This is a genomic window from Pseudodesulfovibrio thermohalotolerans (genome assembly GCF_021353295.2).
In the GTDB taxonomy this organism is placed as follows: domain Bacteria; phylum Desulfobacterota; class Desulfovibrionia; order Desulfovibrionales; family Desulfovibrionaceae; genus Pseudodesulfovibrio; species Pseudodesulfovibrio thermohalotolerans.
In genome coordinates this window covers 2865020-2879599 of the sequence record NZ_CP120635.1, presented here as the reverse complement: position 1 = coordinate 2879599, position 14580 = coordinate 2865020, and the positions used below count along the sequence as shown (strand labels likewise).

The 14580-nt window shown below is 63.5% G+C and carries 16 protein-coding genes and 1 pseudogene; all 17 read left to right on the top strand.

Annotated features, from left to right (window positions below):
• Positions 1–1530 (top strand): phage tail sheath C-terminal domain-containing protein, encoded by a 1530-nt coding sequence (locus tag LF599_RS13515; protein ID WP_279521149.1) that lies wholly within the window; start codon positions 1–3, stop codon positions 1528–1530.
• Positions 1531–1560: 30 nt separating this feature from the next.
• Positions 1561–2007 carry a phage tail protein gene (locus LF599_RS13510; protein ID WP_227501130.1) on the top strand — a complete coding sequence of 149 codons (447 nt, stop codon included), beginning with the start codon at positions 1561–1563 and terminating at the stop codon, positions 2005–2007.
• A gap of 15 nt (positions 2008–2022) precedes the next feature.
• Entirely contained in the window at positions 2023–2700 is a 678-nt protein-coding gene (locus LF599_RS13505; RefSeq protein ID WP_279521148.1) for a T4 family baseplate hub assembly chaperone, read from the top strand.
• 143 nt (positions 2701–2843) lie between these two features.
• Positions 2844–4043, top strand: a pseudogene (locus tag LF599_RS18335) (phage tail tape measure protein); the annotation flags it as partial.
• 2444 nt (positions 4044–6487) lie between these two features.
• On the top strand, positions 6488–6799 hold the full coding sequence (locus LF599_RS13495; protein WP_269943770.1) for a DUF7768 domain-containing protein: 312 nt from the start codon (positions 6488–6490) through the stop codon (positions 6797–6799).
• A gap of 3 nt (positions 6800–6802) precedes the next feature.
• Positions 6803–7273: a CIS tube protein gene (locus LF599_RS13490; protein ID WP_011366981.1), complete on the top strand. Its 471-nt coding sequence runs from the start codon at positions 6803–6805 to the stop codon at positions 7271–7273.
• Positions 7270–7560, top strand: a complete 291-nt coding sequence (locus tag LF599_RS13485) for a LysM peptidoglycan-binding domain-containing protein (RefSeq protein ID WP_279521146.1) — start codon at positions 7270–7272, stop codon at positions 7558–7560. Before LF599_RS13490 ends, LF599_RS13485 begins: the two co-directional genes overlap by 4 nt.
• A 66-nt stretch (positions 7561–7626) precedes the next feature.
• Positions 7627–8910, top strand: a complete 1284-nt coding sequence (locus LF599_RS13480; RefSeq protein ID WP_279521145.1) for a phage late control D family protein — start codon at positions 7627–7629, stop codon at positions 8908–8910.
• Complete coding sequence (locus tag LF599_RS13475; RefSeq protein WP_020886736.1) at positions 8903–9277, top strand: YcbK family protein; 375 nt, start codon at positions 8903–8905, stop codon at positions 9275–9277. Before LF599_RS13480 ends, LF599_RS13475 begins: the two co-directional genes overlap by 8 nt.
• Complete coding sequence (locus LF599_RS13470) at positions 9274–9693, top strand: DUF1353 domain-containing protein (protein WP_279521144.1); 420 nt, start codon at positions 9274–9276, stop codon at positions 9691–9693. Before LF599_RS13475 ends, LF599_RS13470 begins: the two co-directional genes overlap by 4 nt.
• Entirely contained in the window at positions 9686–10735 is a 1050-nt protein-coding gene (locus LF599_RS13465) for a phage baseplate assembly protein V (protein ID WP_279521143.1), read from the top strand. The genes LF599_RS13470 and LF599_RS13465 overlap by 8 nt, the downstream gene beginning before the upstream one ends.
• A 12-nt stretch (positions 10736–10747) precedes the next feature.
• Positions 10748–11122, top strand: coding sequence for a hypothetical protein (locus tag LF599_RS13460; protein WP_279521142.1), 375 nt, complete (start codon positions 10748–10750; stop codon positions 11120–11122).
• Positions 11119–11382, top strand: a complete 264-nt coding sequence (locus LF599_RS13455) for a PAAR domain-containing protein (RefSeq protein WP_011366988.1) — start codon at positions 11119–11121, stop codon at positions 11380–11382. Before LF599_RS13460 ends, LF599_RS13455 begins: the two co-directional genes overlap by 4 nt.
• Positions 11383–11392: 10 nt before the next feature.
• On the top strand, positions 11393–11701 hold the full coding sequence (locus tag LF599_RS13450) for a hypothetical protein (protein WP_269943764.1): 309 nt from the start codon (positions 11393–11395) through the stop codon (positions 11699–11701).
• Positions 11698–12708 carry a hypothetical protein gene (locus tag LF599_RS13445; RefSeq protein WP_279521141.1) on the top strand — a complete coding sequence of 337 codons (1011 nt, stop codon included), beginning with the start codon at positions 11698–11700 and terminating at the stop codon, positions 12706–12708. Before LF599_RS13450 ends, LF599_RS13445 begins: the two co-directional genes overlap by 4 nt.
• Before the next feature lie 12 nt (positions 12709–12720).
• Positions 12721–13611, top strand: a complete 891-nt coding sequence (locus tag LF599_RS13440) for a hypothetical protein (protein WP_279521140.1) — start codon at positions 12721–12723, stop codon at positions 13609–13611.
• Positions 13611–14528, top strand: a complete 918-nt coding sequence (locus LF599_RS13435; protein ID WP_269943761.1) for a GPW/gp25 family protein — start codon at positions 13611–13613, stop codon at positions 14526–14528. Before LF599_RS13440 ends, LF599_RS13435 begins: the two co-directional genes overlap by 1 nt.
• The last annotated feature ends 52 nt before the right edge of the window (positions 14529–14580 follow it).

Below are 14580 nucleotides of genomic sequence, written 5' to 3'. Positions count from 1 at the left end.
ATGCCGACCTATCTATCGCCCGGGATTTACACCCGGGAAACGGACTTCAGTTTCTATGTGAAGCAGATCTCGACCTCGTCGGCCGCCATGGTCGGGGTGGCCGAGAAAGGTCCGATCAACAAGCCCGTGCTGGTGACGAGCTGGGAACAGTTCATCAACCGTTTCGGCTCCTACATCAATGAAAGTTATCTGGCCTACGCCGCCCGGGCGTTTTTCGACAACGGCGGCTCGGTCCTCTACGTCACCCGCATCGCCCATCTCACCGATCCCACCGACCGGGACACCCTGTCGGCGCTCAAGTCATCCGTCGTCCTGCAGAACCGGGAGGCGACGCCCGCCGACGCCCTGCGGATCGAGGCCGTGAACGAAGGCGTCTGGGGCGACCGGCTCTCCGTCTCCATCGAGGATGGCTCCCTTGACCCGGCCAACCATTTCAACCTGGTGGTCCGGCATAAAGGCGATGTGGTCGAGGTGTTCAAGGATCTGAGCATGGACGAGACGCTGCCGAACCATGTGGAACTGGCGATCAACGACCGCTCGGATTTCATCCTGATCCAGGATCTGGCCGCAGCAACGGGAACGCCCGGCGACCGTCCGGCATTGGGCGTGTTCGCCCTCAGCGGCGGCGACAACGGGCTGACCGATCTGGCCGATGCCGATTTCATCGGCGATCCCTCGCAGCATACCGGCCTCTATGGCTTTGACGAGATCGACGCCCTGAACCTGCTGATGGTCCCCGGCGTCACCACGGTGCCGGTCATCAACGCCGGAATCGCCTATGCCGAGGGGCGCAAGGATCTGCTGTTCATCGCCGACACGCCCATGCACCTGGAGCCGCTCGAAGCGGTCGACTTCCGCAAGGGACAAGGGATGTACAGCCACGCGGCATTCAACTCCTCCTACGCGGCGCTCTACTACCCCTGGCTGGAGATCAGCGATCCGGTCAACTCGCGCAAGAAGCTGGTGCCGCCCTGCGGCGCGGTGGCGGGCTGCATCGCCCGCAGCGACCAGAAGACCAACGTCTGGAACGCGCCCGCCGGTATCGACCGTGGCCGCATCTTCAACACGCTCTCCCTGGCCTACAAGACCAGCCGTGGCGAACGCGATGTGCTCTATCCCGAAGGGGTCAACGTCATCGCCGTGTTCCCCGACACCGGCATCAACATCTGGGGCCAGAAGACGCTGCAAAGCCAGCCCTCGGCCGTGGACCGCATCAACGTCCGCCGCCTGATGATGTTCATGGAGGAAGCCATCTCGGAATCCTCCCGCTTCGTGGTGTTCGAGCCGAACCATCCCCAGACCTGGCGTGCCCTCGGCCGCCTGATCAATCCCTTCCTGCAGGACATCAAGGACAAGGGTGGCCTGTACGACTTCGCCTTCCAGTGCGACGAGGAGACCAATACCCCGGCGGTCATCGACCGCAACGAAATGGTGGCCCGCGTGTTCGTCAAGCCGACCAAGACGGCGGAGTTCATCGAGCTGAACTTCATCCTGACCAGCACCGGCGCGGACTTCAAAGAAATCATCTAACGGGAGAACACGGCTATGAGAAGCGGAAACATGCCCAAGAGCCTTTACCAGAACTGGCAGTTCGCCATCGAGGTAAACGGCTTCGACGTGGCCCTGTTCCACAAGGGACAGGAGCCCAAAACAGAATTCGAGGAAGTGGCCTTTGCCCCGGCTGGTTCGATGTTCGACCAGAAGGTGGCGGGCCGGGTCAAGTTCGAGGACATCACCCTCGAGAAAGGCACCCTGCAGGACGGCTCCGACGAGGCGGCCCGCGAATGGATCAAGAAACAGGTGGACGTGAACGCCGTCACCGGCGGCCTTCCGGCCGACTACATGCGCGACATCGACGTTGTCCGCTACGACCGCACCGGCAACGAGACCCGCCGCTGGACCCTGCACGGGGCCTGGGTGAAGGCGCTCGAATACGACGAGCTCGAGGGCGGCAACACCGAGAACACCATCGAGAAGCTCACCATCTGCTTCCAATACTGGACCTAAACCGGAGGATCGACCATGTACAGCTTTGAACTGCCAAGCGGCACTGAACTCGAGCTCCGGGAAATGACCGGGGCCGAGGAAGAACTGCTCACCAACCAGCGCCTGATCCGCTCCGGAGAGGCGATCAACCAGGTGCTTCGCAACTGTTTCGTCCGGCTGGGCGAGAAGACCGACCCCGATCTTTCCGAGGTGATGAACCTGCTCTCGGGTGACCGGTTGTTCGCCCTGGTCCGCCTGCGCCAGATCTCCCTCGGCGACGAGGTGGAGCTGGAGCTGAGCTGCCCGAACAGCGCCTGCCGCATGACCAACTTCGTGACCATCAATCTCGAGGATCTCAAGGTCACCCCCTACGGCGAGGAGCGAGAGTTCGCGTTCAAGCTGCCCGGCTCGAAGAAAACCGTGCGCTTCGGATATCTCGACGGCCACAAGGAAAAGCGTCTGGCCAGCCTGCGCGAGCCCAACATCACCTCGGCCATGCTCATCCGCGTCCTCGACATCGACGGCAAGGCTCCCTCCAAAAAGAGCCTGGCGGAAATGTCGATGCGCGACCGCAACGCGCTGCGGCAGGAGATGTCGCGGGTCGACGCGGGAATCAACACCTCGGTCGAGACCGAATGCGATGGCTGCGGCACCAAGATCCGTACCCGCCTGGAGGCGGAACCAGCTTTTTTGTTCCCCGGAGTTCGCTTGTAAGCGACGTTTTTTTTCTCGCTTACGGTGGACTGCACTGGGGCTGGTCGGAAACCCGCTCGCTGCCGCTCAGGGTCCGGCGTCAGTTCGTCGAGGCCCTCGAGCGGCAACTTGATTTTGAACGTGAGCAAACGGAACGGCGATAGATGAACGGCGATCTCGGACTGGGCATAGTGGTATCGATGAAGGATGCGTTCTCGCAGAACGCGCAGCGCATCCGTGGTTCCATGATGGACCTCGATTCCACCGTGGCGGATGCCAGCGAGCGGATGACCCGCAACCTGGACCGCATCCAGCAAGGGACCATGATGCTGGGGGCTGGACTGGCCCTGATAGCGGTACCCGCCGCCCTGGTCGCCTCCACCGCCGCGACCCAGAAAGCCCTGGGCGAGCTGGCGTCCCTCGGCGTGCAGGACCTCCGGGCCATCGAGGACGCCGCCGAATCCTTCACTAACCAATGGTCCGGTGCCGACAAGGCCGCCTTCATCACCGCCACCTACGATGTGAAATCGGCCCTGTCCAACCTCAGCGACGAGGCGGTGGGCATCTTCACATCCATGGCCGCCATGACCGCCAAGGCGACCAAGGCCACCACCCAGGAGATGGTCGGCACCTTCACCACGGCCTACGGGATCTTCAAGCCCATCATGGCCGACATGAACGACATGGAATGGGCGACCGCCTTTTCCGGAGCCATGGCGCAGACCGTGGCCTCGTTCAAGACCAACGGCACCCAGATGGCCGACGCCATCAAGAACATCGGCGCGGTGGCGGCGGCGAGCAATATTCCGCTGAACGAGCAGCTCGCCGTGCTCGGCCAGCTCCAGACCACCATGCCCGGCTCAGAGGCTGGCACGCTGTACAAGGCGTTCATCATGAAGGCGGCCGAGGCCGGTGACGAGCTTGGCCTGTCCTTCACCGACACCAGCGGCCGTCTCAAGGGCGTGGTTCCCATCCTGCAGGAGATCAAGCGCCAGTTTCCCGATCTCTCCAACGCCGCCGCCCAGGTGAAGCTGAAGAAGGCCTTCGGCTCCGACGAGGCGGTCAAGTTCCTGCTGCAGATGTCGGCGGGCATGGAGAGCCTCGAAGGCAATATCCAGTCGGTGGGCCGAGCCATGAAGACCGGCACGGCGGTCACCGAACAGATGGCCGACGCCATGAACCAGGACATCGGAGCCCGATTCCTGCTCCTGCGCCAGCAGGTGGCCAACCTCAGCGAAATCCTGGGTCGCACTCTGCTACCGGTGGTCACCCCGATGATCAACGGCGTCTCCCGCCTCATTCTGTTCCTGCAACGCATGGCCAAATCGATGCCGGGCGTGACCCGGGTTGTCCTTGGATTATCCATGGCCCTCGGCACCATTCTGGTCGTGGTCGGAGCCGTCACCGCCGCCGTGGGCATGGTGGGACTCATGCTTCCAGCCATCAAGGCCGGGTTCGTGGCTATCAGCGCCGCGCTCGCCGGGGTGGGTTCGGCGGTTGCGACCTATTTCTTGCCCGTCACCGCGATCATCGCGGGCGTGATCTTGTCGGTGTATCTGCTCAAACGCGCCTGGGAAACCAACTTCGGCGGCATTCAGGAGATCATCACCGGGTCCTGGAACAAGGTCTCGGTGGTCTTCCAGGGGATCAGAGAGCTGGTGGGTTCTCTCAGCGGCGGCGTCGGGCAGATGTCGGCCGAACTGGCCCAGAAGCTAGAATCCGCCGGGCTGTTGGGCTTCGTGGTCACCGTCTTCAAGGCCTATTACCGCGTTCGTGAGGCCATGGCCGGATTGTGGGGCGCGTTCTCCCATGCCTTTGGCCGCATCCGCGCCATCCTCGAACCCACCGTCCGCACCCTGATGAGTGCCTATGCGGCGCTGGCCAGCGCAGTCTTTTCGGTGGTGGAGATCTTCGGCGTGGCCGCCAGCGCCACCGACGGCTCGTCCTGGCGCACCTTCGGCACGGTTATCGGCACCGTCGCCGGTGTGCTTCTGCAGGGGCTGGCATTCGCGCTGAAGATCGTGGCCTGGAACCTGTCGCTCATCGTCCGAGCCCTGGCGGTGGTGGTGCGCAGCGTGGTCTGGGTCGGCAAGGCCATCGTCGGGTCCCTGGTCGGAGCGGCCAAGTTCATCTACAAGTTCCTGTTGCCCGTGCGCATGATCGGCGAGGCCTTCATGGCCGCCGGGAAGATCGTCTATTCCGTCTGGCAGGTGCTGACCGGTGACATCTCCCTGCTGGATGGTCTCAAGGCCATTGGCGGCGCGGTCTACGATTTTCTTGCCACCCCGTTCCGCTGGGCGCGGGATGTGGTGGTCGGTGTCTGGGATTTCATTTCCGGCATCTTCACCTCCTTCGGACGCCTGGTGGCCGACGCCGCCGGACAGATCCGCCAGGCGATTCTGAATCTGCCGATCATCAGCACACTGCGTGAGCTGTTTGCCACCGTGCGCTCCTTCTTCGCCGGGGACACCACCTTCTTCGAGGCGGGCAAAAAGCTGCTGATCGCCCTGGGCGAAGGGATCTGGTCGGCGGTGACCTATCCCTTCACCATGCTCAAGAACGCCCTGGGCAAGCTGCGCAATCTGCTGCCGTTCTCCGATGCCCGCGAGGGACCACTCGCCAGCCTGACCGCCTCCGGTTCCGCGCTGCTCAAGACTCTCGCCGACGGCATGAGCCTTACCCAGTCGCTGCCCGCAAAAGTGTTCGGCTTCGCCGCTCGCGGGATTCTCTCGGCCGCTGCGGGAGCCTGGCAGCAGATCAAGACGGCGGGCGGAAACCTCATGGACGCCGCCTCGGCTCCTTTCCGGATGGCTGGAAAACTCTGGGATGGGTTGACCTCCGGGGCTCAAACCGTCGCGGCCAAGGCCGGTGCCATATTCGGCGGTCTCAAGCAATCCCTGTTTGGCGACACGCCCGTACTGGCGCTCAAACCGCCCCAGGTCAATGCCTGGGATGCGCTGGCCACGGGAGCCGTCAATCTCCGCGACCGGATCGTTGCCACTCTGTCTGCCGTCCCCGGGGCTGTGGGCCGAATCTTTGCCAGTGCCGGTACCGAGGGGCAATCCCTCTGGCAAAGGCTTTCCAGCGGCGCGAGCGCGGGCATTCAGGCGATCAAGGATCGCAGCGCCGGGATCGCCAACGGTTTGCTCTCCTCCGCTCGCGCCATGCTGGGAGTCCAAGTACCGGTCCCGCAGGTGGCCGAGCAGAAGCAACCGCTCAAGACCGCGCAGCCCGCCGAATCGATTGGGCAACGCATCATCGAAAGAGTGCTCAGTCTCGTTCCGCGTCTGGACGAACGCCTGGTGCCCAAGGCCCTGAGCGCCATGCTGATGCTCCAGCCAGTCATGGCCACGGCCGCACCACCCCCACAATCGATGAACGGCACCGTGCAGACCGTCGCGGCGGCCGTCGAGCCGGTAAGTAAGAGCTACATCCAGCCGTTTGCGGTGGAACCGGCACCGGAAATCGGAAGTGCTTCTCTGGCTCCGGCCGGGATTGAACGGCCCAAGACGGCCGCGCCGACTCTGATAGCGAAGCCCCTGCAATCCGGACTCGCCGAGACGGTGCCTTCCGAACGGTTGATTACTCCGCCCCGCACCGCTCCAGCGACACCCCAGCGCGGAGAGGAAGCCGGTCCGGGGCTGCGCGAACTGCTGGAATCGCTGCTCTCGCGCCTCGATGGCCTGGCCGACCGACCGGTGGAACTGAGCGTGACCACCAACATCGATGGCCGGAAGGTGGCCGAGGCCGTCTACAAGGATCTTCGGGAGCGGAAGATCAGAAACTACGAAACACTTTGAGAGGACCGATGAAACGCATCTTTGTCTGCAGCCCGTTCGCGGGTGACATAGCCCGAAACGTGAAGGTCGCCGAGGCGCTTTGCCGACGGGTCATGAGAAACGGTCACGCGCCGTTCGCGCCGCACCTGTTGTATCCAACCTTTACCGATGACAGCGTTCCCGAGCAGCGGGAGACTGGCATCTCCTGCGGCCTGGCCTACATGGAATGTTGCGACGAGGTGTGGGCGTTCACCGGCAACGGCATTTCCAGCGGCATGCGGCGGGAACTCGACCGGGCCGGACAACTGGGCAAGCCGATCCTCGAGATCGCCGAGGTGTAAGGAATGGCCTGGGATCAACAGCCCATCAAGGGATATCTGGTGGACGCCGACACGGGGGAGCGGCTCGAATTCCAGTACAACCCCAACTCCATCAGCGACGAGAAGTCGACCGACTACGCGACGATCAAGATCCCCGGCATGAGCCACCCGCGCTACCAGTACGTCGCCGGGGAACCGCGCCGGATCGCCTTCAAAGTCGAGCTGTTCAAGGGGCCGGTCAAACAGAAGGTCGACTGGCTCCGCTCGCTGCAATATCCGGAACACGCCGGAACCATGCTCAAGAACGCGCCGCACCGTGTGCTGCTCATTTTCGGCGATCTCTACCCTGGCGTGACCTGCATCGTCCGGCAGGTGAAGGCGCGTTTCTTCGGCCTGTTCGACCGGGACAACCTGCTGCCGCAACGCGCCGAGGTGGACATCGTCCTCGAGGAATATGTGGACCGCTCCATCAACTGGTCGGAGGTGCGCTCATGATCAGCCGTGATTCCCGATACGCCCGCTGCCTTCTCTACCGGGACAGCGACGGCATTTCCCTCGGCATGCGCCAGCGCATCGACGCTACTCCCAGACACGACGACCGCCTACACACCGTGGTCGAGGGCGACCGCCTGGATCTGCTGGCGCACCGCTATCTGGGTGACGCCAGGCTCTGGTGGATCATCTGCGACTACAACGACCTCTTTTTCCCGTTGGCGCTCGAGCCGGGTCTGGCGCTGCGCATTCCCTCCCGCGAACACGTCCAGATGCGCCTGCTCGACTGAAGCGTCCGACACCTCGCCATGCCTTCCGGTAAGTAAGCAGGGAACTGCGAACTACCGGAGAGACGCATGGATCTGGATACCTTCAAGCCGACATTTCTGATTCAGATCGAGGGGCAAGACCTCTCGAAGGACATCACCCAGGAGATCACCTCGTTCGTTTTCACCGACAACGAGGAGGAGTTGGATGTCCTCGAACTGTCGGTGACCGACCGCAACCTGCAGTTCGTCGACGATCCGCTGTTCCAGGAAGGCAACGAGATCGTGGCCCGCTTCGGCTACGTGGGGAACCTCTCTCCGCGCAAGAAAGCGGTCATCAAGGACATCGATTACGACTTCCCGGAAAACGGCGATCCGACCATCCGCATCAAGGCCTACGACAAGGGCTTCAAACTCGCGGGCAAGGAAAACCAGAAGGTCTGGCAAAAACCTGCTCCCGGCATCCTCTATTCGGAAATCGCCGAACAAGTCGCCGCCGCCAACGGCCTCACGCCGGTGGTCACGGCCACCAAGGGGACCCATCTCCGCGTCACCCAGAGCAACATCTCGGACGCCCAGTTCCTCAAGGAGCTGGCGGAAAAGGCCCGCGACCGCGATGGCGACGGCGTCAGCGGCTATGTCTTCTACATCCAGGACGACGAACTCCATTTCCATCCCCGCGAACTCGACCAAACGCCGCTGCTGACCCTCGAATATTTCACCGACACCAAGGGCCTGCTGCGCTCGTTCCGCCCCAGCACCCAATCCCAGGGAGCCAAGGGCGCGGGTGTCGAGACCAAGACGGTCGGCGTCGACCCGCGCAAGAAGGACGTAGTCGAGCACAAGGCCAACAACGCCACCACGCCCGAGCGGACGGCCCTGGGCAAGCAGACCTATCTGGTCGACGGCAACACCGGCGAAGGCAGCTTCAAGGAACAGGAGACGGGGCAGATCGTGCCCTGCTTCGACCGTTCCGAAGGCTTTCACGAAGAGCCGCGCCAGGAGCCCGCCCAGGACAGCGCCGAAGGCAAGTTCCGCGAGGCCGAGCTGCGCCAGGTCGAGGCGGACGCCGCCACCATTGGCATTCCCCAGCTACGCGCCAAGAAAAACGTCGAGATCAAGGGCGTGGGCCAGAAGTTTTCCGGCATCTATTACTGCCACTCGGTGCGCCACAGCATCAGCGGCGCTGGCTATCTCTGCGAACTCAAACTCAAGAAGAACGCCCTCGGCAAGGGAGCGGGCGACAAGTCCGCCGAGTCCCAGGGCAAACCCAACGACAAGGAGGCCCCGCCCACGCCGCAAAACGAGCCGCCAGCCATGGTGACCATCGACGCGGATTCCGGCGCGGTCACACAAGGAGGCGGCAATGGGTGATCTCAGCAAGAATTTCAACCGTTCGGAATTCGCCTGCAAGGGCAAAAACTGCTGCGGCCATTCGGCTGCGGTCCATCCCGACCTGGTCGACGCCCTGCAGGCCTTGCGCGACCGCATCGGCAAACCGCTGTCCATCACCAGCGGCTTCCGCTGTAACCGGCACAACAAGGCGGTGGGCGGCGCAGAGCAGAGTTTCCACACGCTGGGCATGGCGGCCGACGTGAGCTGTCCCGCAGGCGTTTCGCCCGAGGAATTGGCGGTCATCGCCGAGGAGATTCCACTCTTCCGCGAAGGCGGCATCGGCGTCTATGCCTCCTGGGTCCATCTCGACGTGCGCCAGTCGGGCAAGGCGAGGTGGCGGTCATGAGCGCCCAAACCAAGACCCTGTTTTCCGGCACTGCACTGGGGCTCTCCGGGCCGCTTCGGGTGGAGATCCTGCCCAATGGAATGACCGCGAGGCTGACCCAGCCGTTCCGTGTCCGCACCGGCGCTGGCCGCATCATCGAAGTGCCCGCCGGGTTCGAGACCGACTTCGCCTCGGTGCCGCGCCTGTTCTGGCGCGTGGTGCCGCCCTGGGGACGATATTCCCCGGCGGCCGTCGTTCACGACTATCTCTACCACACCGGCAAGGTTTCGCGGCTTGCGGCCGACCGCGTCTTTCTCGAACTGATGGCGGCCCTGGGCGTGCCTCTGTGGAAACGCCAGGTCATGTATTGGGCGGTTCGCCTCGGCGGCTGGCTGGCCTGGAACGCCAGTCGAAAACGGGAGGCGGAGCATGCTTGAAACCCGCGACCGTCAATCCGAGGAGCGCTACCGCAACCGCTGGTACGGCAAGTACCGGGCCTTCGTGCGCGACAACAACGACCCCGAACGCCTTGGCCGGGTCCGCCTGGAAATCCCCGCCGTGCTCGGCAGCGGGCGGGAGAACTGGTCCGAATGGGCCGCGCCCTGTTTCCCCTACGGCGGCAACGACGACACCGGCATGTTCCTGGTCCCCGAGGAAGGGGCCTCGGTCTGGGCCGAGTTCGAGGGCGGCGTCGTCCAGTATCCGATCTGGACCGGGGTCTGGCTGGCCAGGAGCAATCCCGGCGAGCAACCCGAGGAATCCAAGCGCACCTGCGCGAATGCCTTCTGCCATGACTGCGAGGACAAGGTCGAGCATCAGGCCAACCGGCACGACGATCTCGAACACAAGAAGTACCACGGCCATCCGCCGTATTACTGCCCGCGCCTGAAGGTCCTGCTCAAGACCGAGACCGGCCACACCATTCTGGCCGATGACCGCGACGGCGACGAGCTGCTGCGGATCATCGACCGCGCCGGGCAGATCCTCACCATGGAAGGGAAGGTGAAGCCGGAAATGCAGAGCGGCAACACCCTGCGCCGAGGCACGAAGGACGCCGAGAAAGGCGACCAGCTCGACATCGCCTCGCAGATCGTCGGCTCCCGCGCCCGCATCCAGCTCACCGACCTCTGCCGCCAGCAGGTGATCCTCGAAGCCTGGCAAGACAAGGAGAAGGTCCACATCCTTTCGTGCGACAAGGGCCGCTCCCGCTGGCAGAAGATCCTCATCGACACCACCAAGGGCCGGGAGAAGGTTCACATCTGGGGACTCAACGGTACCCAGGAAATCCTCGTCGATTCCACCGCCGCCGCCGAACAGATCCGCCTCACCGACAAGGCCGGTCAGGTGGTGCGCATGAACGCCGCGCCAGGCCAGGAAAGCATCAGCGCCACCGACAAGTCCGGCAGCCTCGTGTTTATGGATGGGGTGGCCGGAAACATCATCATTCGCTCGACGAACACTGTCTTGATCAACACCTGAAGGAAGCATCGCATGGGAGAAAGAACAACAACGCCCCCCGGACTCTCGGCCAGCGAGGAATTGCTGGCCCGGACCTTCGATCATTGGCGGGAGGAATTCCGCAGCATCCTCGAAAACCATCGCCGGGAAATCCAGGACCGCCTCGAGAAGATCGAGCGTGAAATCGAGAAGAAATCGGACAAGGAAAACGTCGAGGTGCTGGTTCGCTCGATCTATTCCGATCTGCACCGGCACGCCGAGGAGATCGACCGGCTGCATGCCCGGGTCGGCTCCAAGATGGGGACCGAGACCATGTGGAAGATCGTCGGTCTGGTGTTGACCATCGGCAGCACCATCGGCGGACTCGTCGGCTTTCTGATCCATCTGCTGCTGAAGGTGAACCCATGAGCTCCCAGGCGCGACTTGGCGACATCAGCAGTCACGGCGGCGTCATCATCACCGGGGCCAGTCGGACGCTGGACAACGGCATGCCGGTGGCCCGCATGGGGGACCTTCACGTCTGTCCCATACCGGGGCATGGCGTGACGCCCATCGTGACCGGCAGCTTCGACACCATCACCGAAGGATTGCCCAACGCCCGCATCGGCGACATCACCGCCTGCGGAGCCATCATCGTCACCGGCAGTCCCGACACCATCGACAACTGAGGGGGACGACATGAACAATCTCGAACAACCGCAGGAACCGCACTACTGGGATGTCTTCCCGAAGCTGATCCGGGTCTCGCGAACCCCATTCGTCCAGCGCATTCCGCTCTCGATCCGTGGTCTGCCAGAAGCGCCGGTGTTCGAATCGTCCAATCCCGACGTGGCCAGTGTCGATGAAGACGGCAATGTCGAATGCGGCTTCGTTCCCGGAGCGGCCATGATCCTGGTCTGGGATTCGCCCGAGCGGCTCAGCCTGCGGCACGTTCAGGTCGAGGTCTATGGCGGCGGCGTCTCCGCACCGCTGGAGGTACCTTCATGACGGATACCCCGCCGCCCTTCAGCCACTGGGAGGTACAGCCTCGCTCCATCCGCCTCTCCGCTGGCGAATTCGAGCAACGGGTTCCGCTCTCCCTGCGCGGCGACGTTGACGCCCCGGTCTTTGCCTCCAGCAACCCGGAGGTCGCGGAGATCGGTCAGGATGGCGTCATTCGCTGTGGCTGGACCATCGGCAACGCCGTGCTCATGGTCTGGCGATCCTCGGCCCGGGACAGCCTTCGCCATGTTCTGCTGGAGGTCCGCGATCCGTCCTGGTTCGCCGACCATCCGGACTTTGCCAGCGGAGCCACGGTCTTCCTCAGCGGCATGGTGGTCAACGCCCTCAATACCAGCGGTGTCGGCAACGCGCTGATCGAATTCCGCCGCTCGGAAACCGGCCCGGCTGCGTACCAGACCTTCGCCAACGCCTATGGCGGGTTCGAGCTGTCCGTACCCGAGGGGTTCTATTACGTGGAGGTCACCGCGCCGGGATACATCGCCTGGCACGGCTGGGTGAACGCCGACCCCAACACCTCCGGCGACATCCAGATCGTTCTCTCGCCCGAGCTCGACGGCCAGGTCGCCCGCATCGTGTTGCAGTGGGGCCTGAACCCCAGGGATCTCGATTCCCATCTCACCGGACCGACGCCATCGGGCGGCCGCTTCCATGTGTTCTATTCCCACACCATCGAAAACGAGGCTGCGGAATTGGACGTGGACGACACCAGTTCCTACGGGCCGGAGACCATCACCATCCATCGGCTCATCCCCGGTGTCTACCGCTACGCAGTCCACGACTACACCAACCGCAACGCCAATCCGAGCACCGGCCTGGCGCAGTCCGGAGCATCGGTGAAGGTGTTCTTGAGCGATGGCCGTGAGCAGACCTTCAACGTTCCCAACGCCCCCGGCACGGTCTGGACCGTGTTCGAAATCGACGGCGCGGCCGGAACAGTGACGGCGGTCAACGCCATGAGCTATCAATCCCAACCCGCCAATGTCGGCATGTAATGGAGGTTATCCATGATTTCCGAAGAACCCTCCGAATTGCAGGCCACTATCGAGCAGACCGATTCCGGCGAACAGCAGTATGTTTTACGGGCGCTCTGCGATCACCTGTCCGGCATCCGTGAAGAGCTTTCCGGCATCCGCACGCTGCTGGAAGCCGGTCACGCCGCTTCGGAGGCGATGCGCGGCCAGGCCCAGGCCTATCTGGAGGCCCAGCAGGCCAGGACCCAGGAGTACCTGGACCAGGTTCAGATCGAGCCGGAGCCCGATTTCTATCCCTTCGTCGAACTACCAGCGGGCACCGAGCCCCGGGATCTGCCGGACGGCAACCGGCTCTTCACCTTGCCCGACGGCATGATTCTGCGGACCACTGACGATCAGCGAATCTGCGTCATCGACGCCGGGGAGCAGCAGGTCGTCACCCCCGGACCCGGCACGGCCGTCGAGGTCGCCCCGGGACGCCTTTACACCCTGGTCGAGTCCTATCTGAGCGCGACCCAGGAGGCAGCCGGTATCAGCGGACTGCCTGCCGGGACCGAGCCGACCGCCATGGGCGCGGAACGCTTCGCGGTGGTTCTGCCCGATGGCATCCGTCTCGACGTCGATCACCGGGAGCGGTTCATCACCCTGATCAACCCGGCCGGACCAATCGACATCATCGGCATCGGCCGCATCGAGGGCATCGGCGAAACCATCGCCGTCCGTCTGCTCTCCGGCGGAGCCAAGGGATTCCAGTGCGGCCAGTCCGGCCACGGCGGGCTGATCGAGGCGGACGGAACCATCCACCTTGGGCTCAAGCGCGGTCTGGATCTGGTGATCCGGTTCCAGGGAGAAGCCGTCGATGACAGCGCACCGGAAAATGGCTGCGCCGGTCAATGCGGCCTCGACTGCGAGGAGCGTGCCTGATGAGCTACGACTTTCTCGGCAAGGGGCTGCGTTACCCGTTCCGGTTTCAGTCGGTATCCGGCGGCACCCAGATCTCGGCCGCCACCTCGCGGGAGCACGAACATATCCGCGAAAGCATCCTGCAGATCCTCGGCACCCGGATCGGCGAACGGTTCATGAATCCGGAGTTCGGCTCCAGGCTGAAGGATCTGGTGTTCGAACAGAACGACGAGGTGCTCAAGGGCCTGCTGCGTCATTACGTGATCGACGCCATCAAGCGCTGGGAAAAGCGGGTGATCATCACGGAGGTGCGCTTCGACGACCGACCGCTGAACATCGACGGCAACCTGCTGCTGGTGCATATCGCCTACCGGGTGATCCAGAGCCAGGTGGACGGCAACCTGGTCTATCCCTTCTACAGAGAAGACCCGAACAATCCCGCGCCCAGCTATCCCCAGCCGGAACCCGAGCCGGAACCGCCGCCGGTGCGCAGCGTGCGCCTGTCACCGGACGTGCGCTCGCTGTTCAATCTGCTCTGGTTCGACGCAGCCGAGATGAGCCCCGATCCGGACGATTCCTTCATCTGGCCAGCCGGGGAATACGAAGTCGCCTACATCGCGGGAGCCTTTCAGGACCGCAACGGCAAATGGATCGTTAGCGATCCGGGTGACAATCACGGCCATTACCTGGTTTTCGAGGGAGCGCCTGAAACGGAAGCGCCCCAGGCCGAGCATGCCCTCTATCTGGCTGCGAGCGGTCTGGGCTTCAACACCCAGAGCCAGGCGGAAGACAACGCCGCTGGCACCGTTCACCGGATCACCACGTCGGAGTCTGGTCGCATCGGCCTGTTCTATTTCGAGGGCAAGAAGGAATCCCACTACCTCAACAACACCTCCGGACAGCCCAATCCCGTCTGGCAACTGCGCGGCCCGCTCTGAGGCATCCCGCCTCCGACACATCCAGGCCCCTTCCGGTAAGTAACCGGCGTGG